The sequence below is a fragment of the Novosphingobium sp. BF6 genome (assembly GCF_058273105.1).
Genome location: NZ_CM177775.1, coordinates 844051 through 866681, shown reverse-complemented (window position 1 = coordinate 866681; position 22631 = coordinate 844051). Strand labels below are relative to the sequence as shown.

Annotated in this window: 17 protein-coding genes and 1 tRNA gene; 5 read left to right on the top strand and 13 right to left on the bottom strand. The window is 66.8% G+C overall.

All coding sequences use genetic code 11. The features are described 5' to 3' along the window. Window positions 1–5: 5 nt before the first annotated feature. Together AC4D6D_RS04320 and AC4D6D_RS04315 are read right to left on the bottom strand one after the other, a co-directional pair. Window positions 6–857 (bottom strand): hypothetical protein, encoded by an 852-nt coding sequence (locus tag AC4D6D_RS04320; protein WP_491326654.1) that lies wholly within the window; start codon window positions 855–857, stop codon window positions 6–8. Window positions 858–1181: 324 nt separating this feature from the next. After that, window positions 1182–1268 (bottom strand) — tRNA-Leu (locus AC4D6D_RS04315). Between the two features lie 258 nt (window positions 1269–1526). Here AC4D6D_RS04315 and AC4D6D_RS04310 point away from each other — a divergent pair. Next, window positions 1527–2474, top strand: a complete 948-nt coding sequence (locus tag AC4D6D_RS04310) for a complex I NDUFA9 subunit family protein (protein WP_491326653.1) — start codon at window positions 1527–1529, stop codon at window positions 2472–2474. A 79-nt stretch (window positions 2475–2553) separates the two neighbouring features. Here AC4D6D_RS04310 and AC4D6D_RS04305 read toward each other — a convergent pair whose 3' ends face one another. The 5 genes from AC4D6D_RS04305 to tsaD form a co-directional block, all read right to left on the bottom strand. Beyond that, window positions 2554–3141 carry a helix-hairpin-helix domain-containing protein gene (locus AC4D6D_RS04305; protein WP_491327200.1) on the bottom strand — a complete coding sequence of 196 codons (588 nt, stop codon included), beginning with the start codon at window positions 3139–3141 and terminating at the stop codon, window positions 2554–2556. 159 nt (window positions 3142–3300) lie between these two features. Then, window positions 3301–4023 carry an OmpA family protein gene (locus AC4D6D_RS04300; RefSeq protein ID WP_491326652.1) on the bottom strand — a complete coding sequence of 241 codons (723 nt, stop codon included), beginning with the start codon at window positions 4021–4023 and terminating at the stop codon, window positions 3301–3303. A 54-nt stretch (window positions 4024–4077) separates the two neighbouring features. Then, entirely contained in the window at window positions 4078–5601 is a 1524-nt protein-coding gene (locus AC4D6D_RS04295) for a lipopolysaccharide biosynthesis protein (RefSeq protein ID WP_491326651.1), read from the bottom strand. Further along, complete coding sequence (locus AC4D6D_RS04290; RefSeq protein WP_491326650.1) at window positions 5598–6602, bottom strand: NAD(P)H-dependent glycerol-3-phosphate dehydrogenase; 1005 nt, start codon at window positions 6600–6602, stop codon at window positions 5598–5600. The genes AC4D6D_RS04295 and AC4D6D_RS04290 overlap by 4 nt, the downstream gene beginning before the upstream one ends. After that, window positions 6599–7633, bottom strand: a complete 1035-nt coding sequence (gene tsaD, locus AC4D6D_RS04285) for a tRNA (adenosine(37)-N6)-threonylcarbamoyltransferase complex transferase subunit TsaD (RefSeq protein ID WP_491326649.1) — start codon at window positions 7631–7633, stop codon at window positions 6599–6601. Before tsaD ends, AC4D6D_RS04290 begins: the two co-directional genes overlap by 4 nt. Window positions 7634–7759: 126 nt before the next feature. On the opposite strand from tsaD, the gene hemC reads away from it, so the two are divergent. From hemC to AC4D6D_RS04270, 3 genes are all read left to right on the top strand, one after another. Then, window positions 7760–8638, top strand: a complete 879-nt coding sequence (gene hemC, locus AC4D6D_RS04280; RefSeq protein ID WP_491327199.1) for a hydroxymethylbilane synthase — start codon at window positions 7760–7762, stop codon at window positions 8636–8638. Between the two features lie 8 nt (window positions 8639–8646). Continuing rightward, the gene (locus tag AC4D6D_RS04275; RefSeq protein WP_491326648.1) at window positions 8647–9342 is read left to right on the top strand and encodes a uroporphyrinogen-III synthase; all 696 of its coding nucleotides are present in this window, start codon (window positions 8647–8649) and stop codon (window positions 9340–9342) included. 91 nt (window positions 9343–9433) lie between these two features. Then, the gene (locus AC4D6D_RS04270) at window positions 9434–10330 is read left to right on the top strand and encodes a hypothetical protein (protein WP_491326647.1); all 897 of its coding nucleotides are present in this window, start codon (window positions 9434–9436) and stop codon (window positions 10328–10330) included. A gap of 115 nt (window positions 10331–10445) precedes the next feature. Here AC4D6D_RS04270 and AC4D6D_RS04265 read toward each other — a convergent pair whose 3' ends face one another. Continuing rightward, window positions 10446–11690, bottom strand: a complete 1245-nt coding sequence (locus AC4D6D_RS04265; protein WP_491326646.1) for a UbiH/UbiF/VisC/COQ6 family ubiquinone biosynthesis hydroxylase — start codon at window positions 11688–11690, stop codon at window positions 10446–10448. Next, the gene (locus AC4D6D_RS04260; RefSeq protein WP_491326645.1) at window positions 11687–13363 is read right to left on the bottom strand and encodes an alkaline phosphatase family protein; all 1677 of its coding nucleotides are present in this window, start codon (window positions 13361–13363) and stop codon (window positions 11687–11689) included. The genes AC4D6D_RS04265 and AC4D6D_RS04260 overlap by 4 nt, the downstream gene beginning before the upstream one ends. Before the next feature lie 133 nt (window positions 13364–13496). Between AC4D6D_RS04260 and AC4D6D_RS04255 the strand changes: the two genes are divergently transcribed. Continuing rightward, window positions 13497–15521, top strand: coding sequence for a protein-disulfide reductase DsbD family protein (locus AC4D6D_RS04255; RefSeq protein WP_491326644.1), 2025 nt, complete (start codon window positions 13497–13499; stop codon window positions 15519–15521). On the opposite strand, the gene AC4D6D_RS04250 is transcribed toward AC4D6D_RS04255, so the two are convergent. The 4 genes from AC4D6D_RS04250 to AC4D6D_RS04235 all read right to left on the bottom strand — a co-directional run bounded on the left by AC4D6D_RS04250 (window position 15518) and on the right by AC4D6D_RS04235 (window position 22538). Then, window positions 15518–15673 carry a hypothetical protein gene (locus AC4D6D_RS04250; protein WP_491326643.1) on the bottom strand — a complete coding sequence of 52 codons (156 nt, stop codon included), beginning with the start codon at window positions 15671–15673 and terminating at the stop codon, window positions 15518–15520. The two genes, AC4D6D_RS04255 and AC4D6D_RS04250, sit on opposite strands and share 4 nt — an antisense overlap. 117 nt (window positions 15674–15790) lie before the next feature. After that, on the bottom strand, window positions 15791–17851 hold the full coding sequence (locus AC4D6D_RS04245; protein ID WP_491326642.1) for an MGH1-like glycoside hydrolase domain-containing protein: 2061 nt from the start codon (window positions 17849–17851) through the stop codon (window positions 15791–15793). A gap of 158 nt (window positions 17852–18009) precedes the next feature. Continuing rightward, window positions 18010–20910, bottom strand: coding sequence for a TonB-dependent receptor (locus AC4D6D_RS04240; RefSeq protein WP_491326641.1), 2901 nt, complete (start codon window positions 20908–20910; stop codon window positions 18010–18012). 203 nt (window positions 20911–21113) lie between these two features. Next, window positions 21114–22538: a glycoside hydrolase family 43 protein gene (locus AC4D6D_RS04235; RefSeq protein WP_491326640.1), complete on the bottom strand. Its 1425-nt coding sequence runs from the start codon at window positions 22536–22538 to the stop codon at window positions 21114–21116. Window positions 22539–22631 lie beyond the last annotated feature (93 nt).

Below are 22631 nucleotides of genomic sequence, written 5' to 3'. Positions count from 1 at the left end.
CCGCCTTAGTCTCCCGATGCGGCCGGACCGGTCCGGCAGGGCATTGCAAGGGGGTTGCCGAACTGCTCCGCCAGCATGGCGATCTGCGCATCGTTCTGCACGATATTGTCGTCGAACAGCCGCACCTTCTGCGACGACCACCAGCCCATCTGGACGAATGGGGGACCGACCTTGCGATAGGTCGTCCCTGCCCGCCGCGCGCACCAGTAGAACCAGAGATCGTCCGCCGACGGCGCGTAGCGCTCAAACAGGTCGCGCCGGGCGACATCGGGGTGCAGCGCGCCGGGGGGATAGAGAATACCGCCGACGCCGGTGGGCATCACGTCCACGCTTGGCCGCCGCGAGGCCGCGTCCTCCACGTCCCAGATCCAGTCGCGATAGGGCGCGATCCGGCCCTGCGCGTCCTGCGTCAGGCGATGCGCGCGATGGCAGGTAATGGAATCGTGCTCGCCGCCCTGCCCTTCGACGAGGCAGGTCAGCCAGTCCGGCTTGTAGAAGACATCGTCGTCCGCCGTCGCCACCCAGGCATCGGGAAACTCCGCCAGCGCGAAGACCAGCTTCTTGTAGCTGCGCAGATCCTCGACAAGGCGAAGCTCCACCTTGTCTCCGAGCACTCGGCGAACCGCCTTCGGTAAGGCCGCTTCATCGCCGCGCGCCAGCCACAGGACGATGCGGTCGGCGGCAGTATCCTGGCGCAACAGTCCCAGCAGCGTCAGATGCAGCGTGGGATAGCGCGGTGGATAGGAGGTCAGCGAAACGACGAGTTCGCCGGGCAATCCATGCGCGCGCGGCGTTCCCTGCGGAAAGTCCTGCGAGCGGCGGCGATACTGCCGCCCGCTCCAGAGCCGCACCGCCATGGGTCGAGGCAAGGCGGCCGTGATCCACTGCTTAGCCCATGCCTTCAAGCGCGCGACCTTTCGAAGCTGCTTTCACGGCGGCAGAGATCTGCCGACAGCCACAGACTAGCCACGCTGCCGGAGAGGCACCATCATCCCAATGGTCCAAGGTTCCGGAATATCATGGCTTTATCGGCATGGCGTGCGGGTTAGCGATAATCCCAAAGGATGGCGAATACCCCGATAGGACTACCTCGCCGGAGATTTCTTCGGAAAATGCCAAAGGCACATACGACTAGGGGCCGCCTTGCGGCGGCCCCTGCCGTTTCTCAGCTGCCTGAGAAATGGTGCCCAGAAGAGGACTCGAACCTCCACGCCCTTGCGAGCGCCAGCACCTGAAGCTGGTGCGTCTACCAATTCCGCCATCTGGGCACGGAAGCGAGGGGGCCGTTGGTGCCGTCCTCGCCGGGTAGGAGGGCGCCTCTAAGCGGGTCCTCGATTCGTGTCAACGGCCCTCCCGCAACTTTTTTCAAATCACGCGAAAAAAGGCAAAATCCCGGTCCAGCGCCTGCCGCCGGTTGCTCGGGAACCGGGCTTGTGCCAAGGGCGCTTATCATGCGTGAAACCGGCGCAGGCGGCTATTTTCTCCTTCAGCCGCGCCTGCGCCACGCTGAAGGACCCGTTCTGATCATGAGCCAAGCCACCGACCCTCTCTACGGCAAGATCGTCACGCTGCTGGGCGGCAGCGGCTTCGTCGGCAAGCACGTTGCCCAGGAACTGCTCGCCCGCGGCGCACGCCTGCGCATCGCCAGCCGCAACCCCAAGAAGTCCTATGCCCTGAAGCCCCTCGGCAACCTCGGCCAGGTGCAGTTCGCGGGCGTCGACGTGACCAAGCCCGAATCGCTGGCCGACGTGCTGGCCGGATCGGACGCCGTGGTGAACCTCGTGGGTGCCTTCTCCGGCAATCTCGACGCCGTGCAGGGTGAAGGCGCGGGCCGCATCGCCGCTGCCGCCAAGGCCGCCGGGGCGACCGCCTTCGTGCACATCTCGGCGATCGGCGCAGACGCTTCGTCCAGCGTTCCCTATGCCCGTACCAAGGCCGAAGGCGAAAAGGCCGTGCTGGCCGCTTTCCCTGCCGCGACGATCCTGCGCCCCTCGGTCATGTTCGGCCCGGACGACAACTTCCTGATGATGTTCGGCAACCTCGTCTCGCGCCTGCCGGTCCTGCCGGTCTTCGCTCCGCAGGCACGGCTCCAGCCGATCTTCGTGGACGACGTGGCGCTCGCCGTGGCGGAAACGCTGTGTGCGCCGGAGGTGCATGGCGGCAAGACCTTCGAGATCGCCGGTCCGGAAGTGATCTCGATGATCGACCTCAACAAGCGCATCGCCGCAGCCGCCCAGCGCGACCGCAGCTTCGTGGAACTGTCCGACGGCATCTCCGGCCTGATCGCCGCGCTGCCGGGCACGCCGATCAGCGGCGACCAGCTCAAGCTGCTCAAGGCAGGCAATGTCGCCAGCGGCACCCTTCCCGGTCTTGCCGACCTCGGCATCGCGCCGCGTCCGCTGGAACTGTTCCTCGACCGCTGGATGACGCCGTTCCGCAATCACGGCCGCTTCGGTACCAAGGCCGCAGCCTGAACCTCCCCTGGCGGGAAATGAAAAAGGGGCGGGAAGTTCGAACTTCCCGCCCCTTTTCGTTGGCGCTCGGATTTCTAGTTCAGAGCTTGCCGAACTTGCCTTCGTAGGCGCCGGTATCGCCGCCTGCGAGCAGGCTTGCCTGTTCCACCCAGCTGTCGCGGCGGGGACGGCCGGCAAAGGCGCCAAGCTTGCCGTCGAGTTCATCGAGATCGGCATCGCTCCAGGCCGCGATCTGTTCGAAGCGGGTGATACCCAGCGAATGGAGCAAGGTCAGCATCTTGGGGCCGAGACCCTTGATCTTGCGCAAGTCATCGCCCTCGGGGGTCGCAGCGACAGGCGCCGCTTCCGGCTCCGCCGCAATCGTCTGGGGCGGCGTCTGGGCCGCGTCCACTTCCTCCTGCGCGGCCACCGCGATCACTTCGCCGATACCGGCCATCGTTCCCGCCATGGCCGGGGGATCGATGTGGACCGGGGCGGTGAACTGCGCGGCGGGCGGAGCATCGTCTATCAGCGCCTGGTTGCGCTGCGCCGGGGCGGCGCCTTCGTCCAGCACGTCGGGACGGTGCTGGCGCGGCGCAGGCTTGGAGGCGCGCGCGAACAGCCAATAGGCAATCGCGATGCCGACCAGCAACGCAACGACGAATATCAGCCAATTGGCCGAAATCATTTCCACCACAACTTATCCCTTCCGGTTCCACACGACCCAGCCGATGCCGAAGCCCGCCATATAGGTCAGCAGCACCGAAACGGCCATCTCAAGCCATAACGGCATCGGCGGCTCCTTTCATCGTAATTTGCATTTGCCCGCCCTTCACTCCGCACGTCCTCATTCCGCGCCGGGCGTATCGATCGGCGTCGGCTTGATCGGCGCCGAGGCGATCACCGAGAACTCGATGCGGCGATTGGCGGGGTCGAGCGGATCGAGTCCTTCGATAGGCGTTTTGGACCCTATCCCGGAGGCGCGCAGACCATCGGCGGGAATGCCGCGCCCGATCAAGGCCCAGCGCACCGATTCGGCCCGCGCCAGCGAGAGCGCCTTGTTCGCCTCCGGATTGCCGGTGGCATCGGTATGGCCGGTCACGGCGATGATGCTGCCAAGGCAGGGACGCAGGGCCTTGGCCACTTCGTCGAGCAGGCGCTCGCTGACCGGATCGATCCGGGCGCTGGCCTCGGTAAAGCGGATCGTGCGCGAGGCGAGGATGGCCTCGACATCGTTCTGGCAGCGCAGCTTCGCCACTTGGCCCTCGCCGTCGCGGGTCCAGCGGATGCCGCCGATCCCGGCCACGTCGTCCACTGCGGCAGCGACCCGCGTGCGCGTCTCGGCATCGAGGTCCTTGCCGCCCGACAGCACCGGATGGCGGGTCAGCCAGCCGTAGCGGTCGCGAAAGGCGAGAGTGACGCCCTTGCCCCCGGCGCGGTCGCGCGCCGCCTCGGCATCGTGCTGGAGGCGGCCGATGAAAACCGGGCCTTGCATGCGGGTCGAGACAAAGGAAAGTGCCAGACAAAAAGCGGCACCGGCGGCAACGATGGAAGCGCGGCGGGGATTCATGCCGGGGAACCTAGAGCAAGGCTCTCCGCTGCGAAACCACCTGAGAGGCGGAAATCACGCGGTTTTGGTCTTCTGGAACAGCTTGCGGTCTTCGGGACCGAAGGCCTTCTTCCAGATCACCAGGAAATAGGCGCCGAGGATTGCCGGAATGCCGAAGGCCAGCGCCGCCCATTCCGGCAGGAACCGGGTGGCGAGATAGCCCAGCACCACCGCAGGCGCCGCCGCCCAGACCAGCGCCCAGCGCCAGTTGTTGATCGGCTCCTTGAGGTAGCTGGCCAGCATCTTCGACTTCACCAGCGAGGCGAAACCGAGCGAGACCATCAGCGCGGCGGCAGCCGTGGCCGCCTGGAACAGCGGATTATAGCCCAGCTTCTGCATCGCCAGAATGCCGCCCAGCGTCAGCACCGCCTGAAGCGCGATCGTCACCACCGAGACCACGAGGTTGCGCATGCGGGCCACGTAGACGAGCGCCGCCTCGCTGACGACCGCCGTGGCCGCCACCACTTCGGCGGCGAGCAGGAAGGCCAGCGCTCCGGTGCCGCCCACGAACTCGCGGCCGACGAGACCCATCACGCCCTCGCCCGGAATGCCCAGCGCCAGCGCGATGCCTGCCTGCGCGGCGGTGATCCAGAAGCCCACCTGACAGACCTGCCGCGCGATCGCCGCATAGTCCTTCTGCTTGAGATTGCGGGTGATGACCGGGCCAAGCACCGGCTCGAAGCTGGTCTTGAGCTTCTGCGGCAGGCTCGCGACCTGCTGCGCGGCATAGTAGACGCCGACCGCCGAGGACGGCGCGAGGAAGCCAAGCAGGAAGATGTCGACGCGGCGGGTCGCCCATTCGATCGTATCGGCCAGCGCGATCGGGGTCGAGCGCCAGGCAAGTCTGCGCATATCGCGCGGACGTGGGCGCCAGCCCTGCGGGAGACCGTACTCGCGGAAGAACGGGATGAAGGCAGTGATCGCCGCCGCGCAGACCGAACCGATGTAAGCGATCGAAAGTCCGCTCTCGGGCGCGATCCAGATCATCGCTCCGGCAAGGATCGAGATCGTCCACGGCTCGACGATCGCACGCGACCAGACCGTGGGCGTCACCCGCAGCCGGTAGGCCAGCGCCGCCAGCCAGATCTCGGTCATCGTCAGCGGCAGGATGGCGATCACCATCAGCCGGTCGATCTGGGTATAGTGCCCGCCGGGGAACATCGGCGCGGGTACCAGCCAGAAGAACAGCGCCGCCACGCTCGATGCGATCACGGCAATGATCATGCCGTCAGCGATCACATTGGCCGGATGGGCCTGTCCCTCGCTGTCCGACAGGCGCTGCGCGAGGCCGCGCTTCTCGCCCATCGTGCAGATCATCGAGGTCAGTTCGATCACCACCAGCGCCGAGGCGAAGCGGCCAAGCGCCGCCGGGCCGTAGACCGAAGCGCGACCGGCGATGAACAGGAAGGGAATGCGCGCGGCGAGGCGCAGGAAGAACCCGAAGAGATTGGTGCGGCCGCCCTTGGCGAGCGCCGCGATATCGTCGTGTTCCTTCTTGGCCTGCTCCGCTGCGGTGCGGCTGACGACGGCGTCGGTCAAGAAAGCGGCTCCTGCTCGGCGCGCAGCGGGCGGGCGAGGATCTGGGCGACGACCTCTCCGGCCGGGGCCTTGCCTTCCAGCAGGCGGCAGACGGCCTCGGCGATCGGCATCTCGATAGCATCGCGGCGGGCGATTTCGGCGAGAACCGGTGCGGTCGCGGCGCCTTCGGCCACGGAATTCTTGCCCGAAAGCGCTTCGGCGGCGGTCAGCCCCTGCCCGAGCGCGAGGCCGAGCGAGAAATTGCGGCTGGACGTAGAGGAACAGGTCAGAACGAGGTCTCCAAGGCCGCAGAGGCCTGAAAGCGTTTCCGCACGAGCGCCCCGCGCCAGGCCGAAACGCAGCATCTCGGCATAGCCGCGCGCGATCAGCGCCGCGCGGGCATTCTGGCCGAGCTTGAGGCCGTCGACGACACCGCAGGCGATGGCGAGCACGTTCTTCACCGCGCCGCCGATTTCGGCCCCGATCACGTCGTCGGAATAGTAGGGCCGCAGCGCAGGCCGCGCGATGACCGGCGAGAGGCGCCGCCACTGCGCCTCGCCGCCCGAACAGGCGAGCGTCACGGCAGTCGGCAGCCCGGCAGCCACTTCATGGGCGAACGTCGGGCCGGACAGCACCGCGATCTCGGCAGTCGGCACGGCGCTGGCCGCGACTTCGGCCATGAGCCGCCCGCTGCCCGCCTCGATGCCCTTGGCGCAGAGCACCAGATCGCCCGTGAAACCGAGCGCCGGAAGCTGCGCCAGCACGCCGCCGAGGAACTGCGCGGGAACCACTGCCAGCAGCACCGGCAGCGCCGCCAGTTCGGCAAGGTCGCTCGTCGCCCGCACTGTCGCGGCCAGTGCGGCGCTCGGCAGATAGGTCGCATTGCGCCGCTCGGCATTGATGCGCTCCACCAGCTCCGGCTCGCGCGCCCAGAGCAGGACTTCGCTGCCGTCGCCCGCCAGCGACTGCGCCAGCGCGGTGCCCCAGGCACCGGCGCCGATCACGCCGATCTGAACCGTCATGCCTTCACCCCCGCGCCGCGCACGGTCTCGGCATCGGGATCGAGCGGCCAGCGCGGGCGCGCGGCAACGTCGAGCGGGTCGGACTGGCCCATGGCGAAGCGCTCCACGCCCGCCCAGGCGATCATCGCCGCATTGTCGGTGCAGAGGCCGAGCGGCGGGGCCACGAAATCGAGGTCGTAGTCGGTTGCCAGCGCTTCGAGCGCGCCGCGAATCGCCTTGTTGGCGGCAACCCCGCCGGCGACGACCAGGGCATTCACTTTACCGACCGAATCGAGCGCGCGACGCGCCCGGTCGATCAGGCAGTCGATCGCGGCCTGCTGGAACGAAGCGGCAATATCGGCATCGGCGTATTCGCCGGACTGCTTGGCGCGCATGACCGCGCTCTTGAGGCCCGCGAAGGAGAAATGCGGCTCGTCCGAGCCTTTCAGCGGGCGCGGCAGCGGCACGGCCTTGGGGTTGCCCTCCAGCGCCAGCCGCTCCATCGCCGGACCGCCCGGATAGCCGAGACCCAGCAGCTTGGCGGACTTGTCGAAAGCCTCGCCCAGCGCATCGTCGATGGTCGTGGCGAGACGGCGAAACTTGCCGACGCCTTCCACCAGCAGGATCTGGCAGTGCCCGCCGGAAACCAGCAGCAGAAGATAGGGATATTGCAGATCGCCATCGGCAAGGCGCGGCGACAGCGCGTGACCTTCGAGGTGATTCACCGCGATCAGCGGCTTGCCGGTCGCCATGGCCAGCGCCTTGGCGGTGACAAGGCCGACCATGACCCCGCCGATCAGGCCGGGACCGGCAGTGGCGGCGATGGCGTCCACATCATCGAGCGTCATCCCGGCATCGGCCAGGGTCGCCTCGATCAGCGGCGCGATCTTCTCGGAATGCGCGCGCGCAGCGATTTCAGGCACGACGCCGCCATAAGGCCGGTGCGCCTCGTCCTGCGAAGCGATGCGCTGGGCGAGGATCGTGCGGTCACTGGTGACCAGCGCCGCTGCCGTCTCGTCGCACGAGCTTTCGATGCCCAGTACCGTCCGCATTCCAACTTTCCCTGAACGACCCTTCCACTGGACGACATTGCCGGGTAGCACAACCCGCCGATGACGACGCAAACAGACACGCAAAAACAAAACTTCCGCCTCGGCACCCGCCGTTCGCCGCTGGCGATGGCTCAGGCCGAGGAAACGCGCGACCGGCTGGCCGCCGCACACGGAATCGATCCCGCGCATATAGAGATCGTGGCCGTCACCGCCAGCGGCGATCGCATTCAGGACCGCGCATTGGCGGAAATCGGTGGAAAGGCGCTGTGGACGAAGGAACTGGACGCTTGGCTGGCGAGCGGTGAAATCGATTTCGCGGTCCATTCCGCCAAGGATGTCGAGACGATTCGCCCTGAAGCGTTTGCAATCGGTGCGATTCTCCCGCGTGAGGACGTGCGCGACGTGCTGGTCGGCGCCGAGAGCATCCGTGCACTGCCGCAGGGCGCCGTCGTCGGCACCAGCGCCCCGCGCCGCGCCGCGCAGCTGCTCTATGCCCGACCGGACTGCAAGGTCGTGACGTTCCGGGGCAATGTCGCCACCCGCCTCGCCAAGCTGGCCGCCGGGGAAGCCGATGCCACGTTCCTCGCCGCTGCCGGGCTGAAACGCCTTGGCGAGACCGGAACCGGCCATCCGCTGGACGCGCAGGACTGGCTCCCCGCCCCGGCCCAGGCCGCGATCATGGTCGAATGCCGCGCCGACGATGCGCGCACCCTCGCCTTTCTCGCTGCCGTTGATCACGCGGAAAGCCGCGCCTCGGTGCTTGCCGAACGCGCGCTGCTGGCGGGCCTCGGCGGCAATTGCCACAGCCCGATCGCCGTCCTCACCCACCACGACGGCGAAGCGCTGACCATGCGCGCGGCGCTCTACAGCCCGGACGGCGCGGAAAAGGTCGTGGGCGAGGCCAGCTTCGCGATTAACGATCCCGCAGGCCCGGCCCGCCTCGCCGCCGACCTGCTCGCCCGCGCGGTTCCCGCCATCGCGGTGCATTTCAGCGGCGCCGCCTGAGGCCGGTCATGCCGCCGGTCATCGTCATCCGTCCCGAACCGGGGACTGCGGCAACGGTGGCGGCAGCGGAGAAACTGGGGCTTCAGGCTCACGGCTTTCCCCTGTTCGCGGTGACGCCGCTGCCATGGGAGCCGGTTGCGCGCGAAGAGGTGGACGCGGTGCTGCTCGGCAGCGCCAATGCCCTGCGCCATGGCAGCGCGGAAATCGCCCGCTATCGCGGCCTTCCGGCCTATGTGGTCGGTGCGAAGACCGCCGAGGCCGCGCGCGAAGCGGGGCTGGAGGTCGCGAGGATCGCTCATGGAGGCCTGCAATCAGTCATGGCCCACCTCGCGCCCGAACACCGCCGCCTGCTGCGCCTCGCCGGGCGCGAGCGGGTCGAACTTGCCATGCCCGACAGCCACACGATGATGACCCGCGAGGTCTATGCCAGCATGCCGCTGGCCATGCCCGCCGAATTGACGGCGCTGCTGGAACAACCGGCGGTCGTGCTGCTCCATTCGGGCGAGGCCGCCGCCCATTTCGCCGCCGAATGCACGCGGCTCTCGGTCGACCGGCGCCGGATCGCCCTCGCCTGCATCGGCCCGCGCGTGGCCGAGCGGGCCGGAAATCATTGGATTTCCACGCGCAGCGCCGAAACGCCCGACGATGCCGCGCTGCTGGCCTTGGCCGCCGAGATGTGCAAAGACTTCCCCTCGGGATCGTAAACTGACAGAACCAGACTTGATGCAGGACTTCACCTCGCCGCAAAATCCTTCGGCCCCCATTTCGGCTAACGGCTCTCGTTCACGCGGGGGAGTGTTCTTCGTCGCCTTCATCGCTTTCCTGCTGGGCGGCGCCCTCGTCGTCTGGGCGGCGCAGGACGGGTTGCTGAATAAATTGCTGCCCCAGCGTGTCGACGAACAGGTCCAGAATCAGGAGCAACCGGCAGAGGAGCCTGCCGCGGCACCGGCCCGCGCGCTTCCTGCGGCCACCGCACCTGCTTCTCCCGAGCAGCTTTCCTCGCTCAGTTCTGTCGAGGGAAGGCTCGCGCTGCTGGAAGACCGTCTCTCGCGGATCGATTTCCAGACCGACGCCGCCTCCGGCAATGCCGCCCGTGCCGAGGGCCTGCTGATCGCATTCGCCGCGCGCCGCATGGTCGATCGCGGCGAGCCGCTCAGCTACGTCGCCGACCAGCTGCGCCTGCGCTTCACCAATGCCCAGCCGCGCGCGGTGCAAACGGTGATCGAGTTCTCCAAGAATCCCGTCACTATCGACGAACTCTCCGCCCGCCTCGAAGCGCTCTCGCCCGAACTCAGCGAGAACCAGAGCAACGAGAGCCTGTGGCAGAAAGCCCGCCGCGAACTCTCCAACCTCTTCGTGGTGCGCCGCGAATCCTCAACGCTGCTGACCCCCACCGCCCGCATCGACCGCGCCCGCCTGATGCTGACCGCGCGCCGCATGGGCAATGCCATCAGCGAAGTCGAACGCCTGCCCAACGCCCAGGCCGCGCAGACCTGGATCGCCGACGCCCGCCGTTTTCAGGACGTGCAGGACGCGCTCAACCTGCTCGAAACCACCGCCATGCTGGAACCGCGCCGGTTGACGGATGCCGAAGGCCACGCCGTCGACCAGCCCAGCCCGCTGGCGACGCCCGGCGTGCTGCCGACCGACCTGCCCTCGGCGGATGCTTCGGAAAGCGTTCCGTCTGAATAAGAACAAGGGGGAATGCGAGGGTTAACACCCTCGCGCTCCGGGAACCGTCTGGCGGGGTGCCCGGCACGCTTCGTTGCGCGCGCACACACCCGCGTCATCCTGACGTCCGGATTTTCTACCCCTGCAAAAGCTCGGGCAGCTTGCCCGACATGCCACGCGCCTCGTCCATGAAGAAGCGCTTGAGGCTGGGCAGACGCTGGACTGCGCCCATGCCGAGACGGCGCGCGGCGCTGGGCAGGCGGCCGGGAATGCCGAACAGGCGGGTCAGCCCGTCCGTCACCGACATGACCATGAACGTATCGAGGCTGCGCCACTTCTCATAGCGCGCCAGCAACTGCGCATCGCCCGGTTCGAGGCCAAGCCGCATGCCTTCGGTCAGCACGTCCACCAGTGCCCCCACGTCGCGCAGGCCGAGGTTGAGGCCCTGCCCGGCAATCGGGTGCATGCCGTGGGCGGCATCGCCGATCACCGCGAGACGCTCGTCGATCACATGCCCGGCATGGTGGAAGCGCAGCGGATAGCTCATGCGCGGGGCGGAAAGCGTGATCCTGCCGAGCACGCCGTGCATGCGGCTTTCCACTTCGTGCAGGAACATCGCGTCCGGCATGGCGATGATGCCCGCCGCGTCCTTTTCCGCCACGGTCCAGACGAGCGCGCTGCGGTGGCGGCCCTGGTCGTCGTCAAGCAGCGGCAGCAGCGCGAAGGGGCCGGCCGGGTAGAAGATTTCCCAGGCAGTGTTCGCGTGGGGTTTCTCGTGGAACAATCCGGTCACCATCGCCCGGTGGTGATAGTCCCACTTGGCCAGCGAGAACCCGGCCTCGTCGCGCGTCGGCGACTGGCGGCCCTCGGCGGCGATCAGCAGGCTCGACCGGAGCACGCGTCCATCGGACAGTTCGACCTCCACCCCGTGCGGCCCGCGATCCCGGCGCACCGCCTCGGTGCGGACGTGCCAGGCGATGTTCTGCTCCTCCCGCGCGGCGGCGAAGAGGGCGAGGCGCAAGTCGCGGTTGGCGAACATGCGGCCCAGCGAGCCTTCCTCGGGCTTGGGCGTGAAGTCGATCCGGCCCGGCTTCATCGAATCGGTGACGGCGATCGAATCGATCGGGCAGCCGAGGTTCTTGAGCGCAGGCGCGAGGCCGATGTTGGTGAAGAGATTCCAGCTCGCGGTCGAGATCGCCGAGGCGCGGCCGTCCGCGCCCTCGGCGGTCAGGTCGGCCGGGTCGGCCCGGTCGATGACGTGGCTGGTGATACCTGCCCGGGCGGCGGCGAGCGCCAGCGTCATGCCGACGAGGCCGCCGCCCAGAATGATCAGGTCGCGGTATTCCGCCTTTTGGTCGTGCTTCGCTACAGAGTCGTTCATCGACCGCAGCTATCGGCCTCTCCGGCGTCGATGTCGAGACACCTTCCGTCCCAGGTGCCCGCAGGCGCGGTCAGTCCCACCGTCGCGGCAAGGGTCGGGGCGATGTCCACCGTCTCCACCGGGGTCGGCTGCTCGAAGCCGGTCATGCCCTTGCGCCAGAACAGCATCGGCACGCGGCGGTCGTAGTCCCAGGGGCTGCCGTGCGAGGCGACCTTGAACGGCTTGGCCTCGCCGGGCACGACGCCGCGCACGGTCAGCATCTGCACTTCACCCGAGCGACCCGGCACGAAGGAGGCGCGGACTTTCTGCTCCATGCTCCAGTCCTGCGGGTTCCCCTTGGGTTCGGGCCACTGCATGATCTGGTCCTGGGTGTAGACGGCCGCGATCTGCGGATTGGCCTTCAGGCGGGCGACGAGCGCGGCCATGACCTTCTGCTTCTGCTCCGCCGTCAGTTCGGCCGAGAACCAGACGCTGCCCGCCTCGCCCGCGCCGTAGAACAGCGGGCCGTTCTTCACGGTGACGCCGGTGTCCTGCGAGACGGCGGCGGCGAGCTTCTCCGCCGAGAGCGCCGGGTCGATGCGCTTGGCATCGGGATTGCCGCGCAGCTTCTGGCGCTCGGGCGCATCGAAGCCGCCATGGTCGGCGCTGAGCACGACCTCATAGTCGATCCCGCGCGCGTCGAGGCCGTCGAACAGGGTCGCCAGCGCTTCGTCGAGCACGTTCATCTGGATGCACATTTCCACGCCCTCTGTGCCGAAGGCATGGCCGACCTTGTCGGTCGCCGAGAAGCTGACCGAGAGCACGTCGGGCACGGCATCCTTGCCCATGCCCAGTTCGTCCACCATGCGCACGGCCATCTCGGCCGTGGCGGTGTCGATGCGCGGACCGTTCGCGTAGGACTTGAAGTCACCTGCGGCCTGCGGGAAGCGGTAGGTGCCGATGGTGAAGTCCCTGATCGGCGTCGCCCGGTCGACATTGCCGCACCAGCCCGGCACCGGCAGCGCGCCGTCACCGGCGGCGACGCGCTTGGCCATGACCGCGTTCTGGGCCTCGACCGCCTTGCCGATCCGGCGGTTCTCGAAGGTGGTGAAGCCCTTGGCGCCGATCCAGTAGACCGCGTCGGTATCATGCCCGCTCATCATCACGGCGGCGCGATCCTTCGCGGAAACGGCGGCGTTGATAGTCTTGGGATTGCGCTTCTTCATGAGGTCGCCCAGCGTCGGCGCCTTGAGATGCGCAGGGCTGACCACCGGGTTGTCCGGCGTGGACTTGGGATTGGTCTCGTCCTCGACGCAGTAGACTTCCTTTTCGGCGCGGGCGATGCCGGGCTGATACCACGAGTTCGCGGTGATGCCGGTGCGCGAGGGGTGCACGCCGGTCAGCAGCGTGGAGTGGCCGGGGCAGGTCTCGGTGGCGGCGTGCGACTGGAAGCCCGAAGGGAAGATCGCGCCCTGCAGCAAACGGGTGAAGCCCTTGGTGAAGTGCTCGCGGTACTGCGCGAAGAGATCGGCGGAGAACTGGTCCACCGAGATCGCCACGATCAGCTTCGGCTCGCCCTGAGGTGCGGTTGCGGGAGCCGCTGCGGAAGGCGCTTCCTGCGCCATGGCTGGGGCCGGGGCAGCGAGAGCGGCGGCAAGCGCCAGCGGGGCAAGCGACAGGGAGAGCGGACGCATCGGGGGTCTTCCTTGAAATCTGGGTACAATCGGCGCAGATGCAGCGATGTCTGGAATGCGCGAGCGACGCAAGCGCCACCCAACGCACGGGAGTCTCATGGAAAAGCGCCGCTACCGCCTGTTTATGGCACTCATGTGTCAATTTCTGGCGCTCCTGCTCATGCCGATCGCGGCACAGGCCGCGCCTGCGCATATCGCTGCCGAACTGGTAGCCGGTCCCGCCAGCGCGCCGGGCGGCGAAACGACCATCGCCATCCACATGACACCCGAAAAGGGCTGGCACGGCTACTGGTCCAATCCCGGCGATGCGGGCCTCGGCATGCAGCTCGACTGGACCCTGCCGGACGGCGCCAAGGCCGGAAGCCCGCGCTATCCGGTGCCGCAGACGCTGGTGGTCTCCGGGCTGATGAACCACGTCTACGAAAGCGACTACGCGGTGCTGGTGCCCTTCACGGTGCCCGCAAACGCGGTGCCGGGAAGCCGGATTCCGGTCCACCTGCGCGCGCAGTGGCTGGCCTGTACCGAGCAGATCTGCGTGCCCGAGCAGGCCGACCTCGCCGTGGAAGTGCCGATCGCCGCCAAGGTAAGCACCGAATCCGACCCGCGCTTCGCCGAGTGGCAGCGCCGCCTGCCCGCCCCGCTCGATGCAGCGGGCACCTTCAGCCTCGACAATAGCCATGTGCGCCTCGCCATTCCCCTGCCCGCCGCGACGCCGCTGGAAAGCCCCCATGTCTTCGTAGGCGAGGACAAGCTGATCGATTATGCGGGTGCGCAACAGTTCGCCTGGAAGGGCGACAGGCTGATCGTCACCCTGCCCCGAGTCAAACTCGACCCGCGCGGATCGGACATGCTGACCGGGGTGCTGCGCCTCAACGGCGCCGGAGATGGCATCGCCTTCACCGCCCGCCCCGGCACGGTTCCCGCCGGAGGAACGCCGATCGCGGACAATACCGCCGCGCCCGAACTGCCCTCGCTGCCGCTGCTGCTGCTGGCCGCGCTGGCGGGCGGGCTGCTGCTCAACGTGATGCCCTGCGTCTTCCCGATCCTCAGCCTCAAGGCGCTCAGCCTCGCCCGCGCGGGCGAGAGCGAGGCCCATGCCCGGATCGAGGGACTCGCCTATGCGGCGGGCGTGATCCTCGCCTGCCTCGGCCTCGGTGCCCTGCTGCTGGCGCTGCGGGCAGGCGGCGAGCAAGTCGGCTGGGCCTTCCAGTTGCAGGAGCCGCTGGTCGTCGTCGGCCTGCTGTTCCTGGCGGCGGCGATCACTGCCAACCTGCTGGGCCTGTTCGAGTTCACCGTGCCGGGATTTGCCTCGGGCGGTTCGCCATCGAGCTTCACGCGCGGTGCCTTCGCTACGGGGCTGCTGGCCGCTTTCGTCGCCACCCCTTGCACCGGCCCGTTCATGGCCAGCGCCATGGGGGCCGCGCTGCTGCTGCCGGTTCTGCCCGCGATGAGCCTGTTCGCCGCGCTCGGCCTCGGCATCGCCCTGCCGTTCCTGGCGGTCGCTTTCGTTCCCGCGCTGCGCAGGCGCCTGCCCAGGCCGGGCCGCTGGATGGTCACCTTCCGATACTGGATGGCGCTGCCCATGGGCCTGACCTTCCTCGCCCTCGCCTGGCTGACGTGGAAAGTCGGCGGAACCGGCTTCGCGCTGGCGGCGCTCGGCGGTCTGCTGCTGATCCTCGTCGCGCTCTTCGTGGCAGGCAAGGCACAGCGCCGGGGCAAGTCGGCAAAGTCCGCCGCGCTGGTCGCCGTGGCACTCGCCGCGCTCGCGCTCTTCCTGCTACCGCAGCCCGCGCCTTCTTCGGCAGCTTCGGAATCGCTGCTGGCGGCCAAGCCCTTCAGCGAGAAGGCCCTCGCCGAAGCCCGCACCTCGGGCAAGCCGGTCTTCGTGTGGATGACCGCCGACTGGTGCCTGACCTGCAAGGTCAACGAACAGGTCGCCATCGAACGCGAAGATACCCGCGCCGCTTTCGAGAAGGCAGGCGTCGTGGTGCTGCGCGGCGACTGGACCCGGCGCGATCCGGAGATCACGCGGTACCTCACCGCCCAAGGCGCCGCCGGTGTGCCGCTCTACGTGTGGTATGCGGGCGGGTCAGGCAAGGCCGAGCAGCTTCCACAAGTGCTCACGCCCGAACTGCTTGCCGGAAAGGCCGGAGCCTAGCTGGTCTCGTGCCGGAACAGGCCCATGAACAGCACCGCGCAGGCAATATGCGCGGCTGCTATGCCAGCAAGCCACCCCGGCATCATCGCCGAAAGACCGAGATAAGACGAAGCGGCAGAGGCCAGCGAAGCGAAAGGATAGCCGTGAGACATGCCCGTAGAGAGCCGGTCTCGCGGTTAATTCCGGATTTCACGAGACAGTTTCTTTTGCGTTAAGAACAGAAATTTCCGGCGGACTTCCATGGCTTGCACGATCCGCCGGAAACCCGATCAGCGCGCGAAGGCCTTGAGTTCGGCCAGCCGGATCGCTTTCTTCCCGGCCGGTGTCATCACCACGCGGATCCGCTCGGCCTTGACCGGCGCCCAGGTCAGCCGGGTCACGCCGTTCGCCAGCGGCGCGGCGGCGGGCGTCGCCACCGCCTGCCAGCGGCCATCGCGCCAAGCCTCGACACGAACCTTGCGCGGCGCTGCGAACGTGCCGCCATCCGCGAAGAACGCGAGTTCGGCGGACCCGAGCGCGACCGTCTTGCCGAAGTCCACCGCATACCACTGCTCGCCGCCGCCCGGCGCGGAATCCCAGCCGTTCGGCAGTTCCGGATAGAACCAGGTGCGGCCATCGATGCCGTCGTGGAGCTTTTCTGCATCGGCGCCCGAAGAGGCACTGGCCTTGGGGAAATTGCCGCGCACCAGTTGCACGGCGAGATTGGTCTCGCGCACGACGGGGGCATTGGCCTTGCGGGCCAGCGGCACTTCGATCCGGCCAAGCTCGTCGCGGTGCGCGACTTCGCTGCCGTCCACCGCGATCGTCAGCCCCTTGCGGCCGTAGCGCTTGCCGTCTGCATCCCAGGTCACCGAGACCTCATGGCCATGATAGGGCACGCGCTCGATATGGAACCAGCCCAGCGCCTGCGCATCGCCCGCCGCCGGGAGCAGCGGGTTCACTTCCAGCACGTCGTCCGCGCGCGGGCGGATGCCGACGAGGCCGGTCAGGATCAGGTCGAGATAGCCCGAGTGGAAGTAGTGATGGCTGCGGTCCAGCCCGACGATCGGCTTGCCGGTCTCGGGGTGGTAATCCTCTTCAAGGTCGAGCCGGTCACCCTGATAGTGGAGCTGCGTATACTGGCGCAGCAGGCGCATGTAGTCGCTGCGCGTCACCGGCCCCTTCTGGCCGTAGTGATCGAGCAGGTTGGCCATCCCGGTCAGGACCTGCGTGGTCTGATAAGGCCAGATCGGACCGTTCCATTGGCACTCGGGCGCGGTGCCGAGGTAGCGGTACTGGCGCATGTAGTATTCGTAGCCCTGCTCGACCGTTCGCATGCCCGCCTTGCCCGCGAGCGAATTCGGATCGAGCAGGTGCGCCCATGCGCTGGAGTATTTCGCGTCATCCGGCACGAGGTCGAACATCCACGGCAGGTAGCCGACGAGTTCGCGGTTACGGATCTGGTCCCAGTACTTCACATGCTCGTTGGTGACCTGATAGCGGTCGACGAAGTGGCCGAGCTTCGGGCTCCACAGGTCTTCCAGCACCCGCGTGCGCAGGGCCTCGGCGCGGTCCGCGTATTCCCTGGCCATGGCGGTGTCGCCCGCCATTTCAGCCATGCGCGAAAGTGCGCGGGCATTGGCGAACATATAGCTGTTGACCGAAGGCCGGAAGGAATCGCCGCCCCGGAACCCGTCCTTGCCGCCCGAGGCGTCGATCGAGGAGACGGTGTACTCGGTGGCGTCGAGCAGTGGCTCGACGAAGTAGAGACCCTTGGTGAAGTCGAACTTCTCGTCCCACAGACGGTAGACGTGGCGCATCGTCTTGAGGTGTGCGAGCACCGCCTCGCGGTCGCCGTCGACGAGGTAGCGGCCCCAGACCGAGTCCGCCATGTGGTCGGTGAAGTGACGGTCGTTGCCGCCTTCGTACATGAAATCGATGTAGTCGCCGGTGAAGCGGCGGTCGTTCAGCCAGCGTCCCTCGGCGATATGGAAGCCGCTGGCGTCGTTGAGGCTGGCGAAAGGATCGCGCTGCCAGCCAACATCGTCGGCGAATTCGGTGGTGATGTAGCCTTGCGCGCCCAGGTCGCGCTGGTGTGCGCGGAACAGGCCCCAGCGGTAGTAGTAGACCGCATTGATCTTCGGATCGGCGCTCTCGAAGAAGGGAATGCGCTGTTCGTACCAGGCGGCATCGTTGCCGAAGCGGGCCTTGGCGATGGCGGCCGTGTCGAGCCTCGGGGACGCCGGGGCGGCAGCAGAGGCTGAAGTCTTGGATGACGCGGCGGGCGGCAGGCTGGCCCCGCTCGCAAGAAGAGCCGCGGTGGCGAGGATCGTCCGGATGTTTCCGCGCATCGTTACCCCTTCATGGTCTGGCGAGCGTCAGTAGCAGAAAAATAAAGAGGCGGCCGTCCTTGCCGGGCCTGTGTTGGGAGAGGAACCCGGCAAGGAACGGCCGCCCATGGCAGGCCGCGACACGGAATGGCGTGTGTCGCGGCCTGCCTTGTAAGGTATCAGTCGAACTTGAAGCGAACGCCGACTGCGAAAGTACGGTCGATCAGCAGCGTGCTGGAGTTGAACTGGGTCGGATTACCGACGTCGCCGAACTTGTAGTAGTTCTGCTGCTTCGCCTTGGTGAGGTTCACCGCGTCGAAGGTTACGCCGATATCGTCGTTCACGTTCCAGGTCAGCTGGAGGTCGAGGCTCTTTTCAGGAGCGCGCCAGAAGCCGATCGGGTTCGCGAAGGAACGGCCCTCGTTGCTCTGGAGGAAGCCCTTGCGCCAGATGTACGACAGGCGGGCGCCGATCGGGCCGTTGTCGTAAGCCAGCGTGGCGTTGTACGAGAGCTTCGACACGCCGAAGAACGCCGACTTGGTGCTGCCGGTGATCTGGCCCTCGGTGTTCACGACCGGAATGGTCTGCGAGGAGTCGAGGATCGTGGCACTGCCGACGAAGCCGAGACCGTTGAGCGGGCCGGGCAGGTAGGTCGGGAAGTAGGTCAGGCCCAGTTCGATGCCCTTCAGCACACCGTCCGAGGCATTGACCGGACGGGTGATGTTGAACGTCTCAGTGTACTGTTCGTTACGCGGCAGGTAGTTGTTCGGGATGATTTCGCGCGCAACGAGCGGCACGACCAGCCCGCTGATCTCGCGGCGGAAGGCCGTCGCATAGATCGCGCTGTTGCGCTCGAAGTACCATTCCAGAGCAAGGTCGAAGTTCTTCGAATGGGTCGCGCGGAGGTCAGCGTTGCCTGCGCTCCCGGTGCCGAAGCCGATCCGCGACAGATCGCCTGTCAGAGTAACGTTCGGGTTAAGATCCCTGAAATCCGGACGACGCAGAGTCTCACCGTAGTTGAAGCGAACACGCAGCTTGTCGGTGATGCCGTAACGCAGGGTGAACGAAGGCAGGAACTTCGACGAGCCGGTCGAAACCGACGTGCGGGCGAAGTTATTACCGCGATCGAAGTAGTCGTAGTCGGTATCGATCGCAACGAAGCGAACACCGCCCTGAACTTGGAGCGGGCGACCGAACAGCTCGATCTCGCCATCCGCCATGATGTAGGCGGCGGTATTGATCTCGTTGATGCCGAAGACATGACCGAACGTCAGCTGGTTGGACAACAGCAGGTTCGCGGCGGGATCGGCAGCCTGGTAGAGCTTGCGGATCGCATCCTTGTTCATGCTACGCGGATCGGCGAGGACCCAGCTGGTCGGAATATCGGCCTTGCCATCGAAGAAGCCGCTGTTCGTGAACGGCGTCCCCTCACCAAGCTGGTCGAGGGTAATGCCCAGACCGCGAGCGCCCTGGTCACGCACGTAACTGTCGGCCTTGCGGTTGTCGTAGCGGAAGCCCGCCTTGATGCGGCGCAGGAAGCCGCTGTCCCATTCGTACTCACCGTCGAGCATCGCGGTGAACGCGCTACCGGTATTCTTCGTGCCGCTGTCGAACAGATTGCCAACGGTCCACTGCGAGGCGTCGGTCAGGAATGCCTCGTTGGCAAAGTGGTACGAAGGCAGGCCGCCGCCGGCGTTGAAGTCCACCGAAATGTCCTGCGGGGCGCGATCGGTGCGCATGGCGAAGAACGAGGTCTCGTTCTTGCTGTCCTGATAGGCGACGTCCGCCACGATCTTGCCGCGATCGGCCACATCCCACTTCGCATTGAAGGCGTAGACGTAGCTGTCGGTCTTGTTGGTCGAATAGTCGCCGCTGTTGAAGCCCGAGACCGCGCCGACCTGACGCGACTTGATGATATTGGTGCCGTCATACAGCTCGAAGCTGTTCGCCGCGTCAGCCGGGAGGTTGCCCCACCAGTCGACGAAGCTGAAGTTCAGGCTGTTGAAGGTCTTGCCGCGGAAGCCGCTGTAGAACACTTCGGCAGTGTAGACCGAGCGGTCGTTGGGCGCCCACTGAAGCGCGGCATTGACCGAAGGACGCGTGCGCTTGCCATAAAGGTCGGAAGCGATGACCGCATCGCGCGAGAGATAATAGGGAACTTCAACGCCGTTGATGTTGAGCGTCGAACCCGCTGCGGTCGGAAGGCCGGCGTCGAGGCCGGGCGTCCACAGGTTGCCCTGCGGATTCGAAGGCGTCACCGCCCGGCAGTCGGTGGTGAACAGGCGTTCCAGAGCACCGAAGGCAGGGCCACCGGGACATGCACCGATCATATTGCTGGTCGTCACCGCAGGACGCGCACCGTCAACGGTCAGGAACGGCACCATGGCGCCGGACTGAAGGTTCTGGTTGCGGTATTCGGCGCGGGTATAGCTGGCGTTTACGAGGAAGCCGATCTCGCCAATGCCGGTGTCCCACTTGTCCGCCACGAGCAGGGCGACGTTCGGATTCGCCTTGTCGCGCAGTTCCGAATAGACGCCGCGGGCGAGGCCGGAGATCGTGAAGCCGTCGAAGTCGAGCGGACGGCGGGTCTGCACGTCGATCTGGCCCGCGAGGCCGGTTTCGAGCTGATCGGCCGAGCGGGTCTTGTAGACGTCGACCTTCTTGACGAGGTTGGCCGAGATGTCCTGAAGCGCGAACGAAGTGCCCGCCGCAGTGAAGATGTTGCGGCCGTTCAGCGTGGTGAGCGGGTCGGTCAGGCCGCGAATGGTGATCGTCGCCGCTTCGCCGCCGGCACGGTCGGTCACCTGGATGCCGGTGACGCGCTGGAGCGCTTCGACCACGTTGTTGTCGGGCAGCTTGCCGACATCTTCAGCCACGATCGAATCGACGATCTGGATGTTGTCCTTGCGGCTGTTGATAGCGCCGACGATCGACGCGCGGACGCCGGTAACGATGATGTCTTCGGCGGTCGCCTCGCTATCGTCTGCCGACTGCGGAGCGACTTCCTGCGCCTGCGCGACAGTGGCGAGGCTCAGAGCGAAAATAGATGCGGTGCAGAAAGCGAATGGCTTAAGCGCCATGGATCAACCCTCCCATTGGGGCTGGCCCATACCATGCCCCTTCGATTACTCGGACTAATTATTAGTCTGACTAATGCGTTGCAAGTGGAAAAGCTGGAGGGCTGTCAAAAAGCTGAAACAGGTGTGGCAGAATGGTCGCAGAACCGGCCGGAAAGCGCGCTTTCCGGCCGGTCTGTGAAGATTCTTGTCTGACTTGTTGCCGATCAGTCGGCCAGCCAACTGGTCGCCGGATCGCTCTTGTCGGCCAGCTTGATCGCATCGCCCGAGAAGGCCAGCGCCTTCGACGAATCGGCTTTCGAAACGAAGCGCACGGTGTCCCTGGCCTCGCCCGCCTCGCGCAGGAACAGATCGGCGCTGCCGAGGGCCGCAAGCGCGACGGCGCCATCCGGGCCCACCTTGAAGCCATGGTCGCGCTGGAGAATCGGCGAAAGCTGCACCGCGCCGTCGGCTCCGGCGATCTGGCGGAACTGGGTCTGCGGCAGCGGCGTGCCCTTCGCGAGGGTCAGCTTCGTGCCGTCATGGCCGAGCATCACGTCGCGGCGCACGGCCGGGCTGAAACGCTCGGGCAGCGCGCCGTTACCGACCGGGACGCCGAAGTCGGGACGGCCCTGCGCATCGTAATAGAGGCGCTGCACGCGGGCGTGGCGATCCGGGTTGAGCAGCGGGTCGCCTTCGATCTTCTCGTAGTCGCGGCCATGGTAGACCAGCAGGTCGCGGCCCTTCTCGTCCACCGTGAAGCTATTGTGGCCCGGACCGTAGACCGAGGTTTCGACGCACGTGGTGAAGACCGGCTTCTGCGACTTGGTCCAGGCGCGCGGGTCCATGAGGTCGGCGCCGTCGGCCGCGCTGAGCAGGCCCATGCAATAGACTGCGCCGGTGCCGCTGGCCGAATAGGTCATCAGCACCTGCCCGTTGCGCACGATCACCGAGGGACCTTCAGCCACCTTGTACTGCTGGATTTCCCAGTCGAGCGTCGGCACCGTCAGGCGGATCGCCTTGGCCGCCGGGGTCAGCGCGTCCTTCATCGGTGCGAGATAGAGGTTCGAATTGGTCTCGATCCCCGGTTCGCGCTGCGCCCAGGCCATATAGCGCACGCCCTTGTGGTGGAACGAGGTCGAATCGAGGTTGAAGCTGTCCCACGGCGTCTTCAGTTCGCCAAGCACGGACCACTTGCCCGCCATCGGGTCCTGCCCGTCGCAGACCACGGCATAGGTACGGATGCGGAAGACGTCGGCACCGCCGCCGCTCGGGCCTGCGGCGAAGTAGATGGTCCAGCGGCCGTCGACATGGTGCAGCTCGGGCGCCCAGAGGTAGCCGGACATCGGGCCGCTCTTCTCATGGCGCCAGAGCACCCGCTCCTCGGCATCGGCAAGACCGGCGATGGTCTTCGAGCGGCGCAGGACGAGGCGATCGTACTCGGGCACCGAGCCGGTCATGTAGTACCAGCCATCCTCGGCCCGCACGACGTAAGGGTCCGCGCGCTGCTTCACCAGCGGGTTGATCGGGGTTGGCGCGGTGGCGGCGCTGTCTTTGCCGGACTCCGAAACGGCGTCTCCGGCCTTGGAGCAGGCGATGGGCAGCAGGGCGGCGCTGGCGGCGAAGGCGCGGCGCGAAAGGGAAAAGTTCATGTCATCCTCTCCGAGATTCTTGATTCGTGGCGCCGGAGTTCTGTCCGGCGGTAGGAAAAAAGGGCACCCCGGTCGGGGGACCGGGGTGCCGTC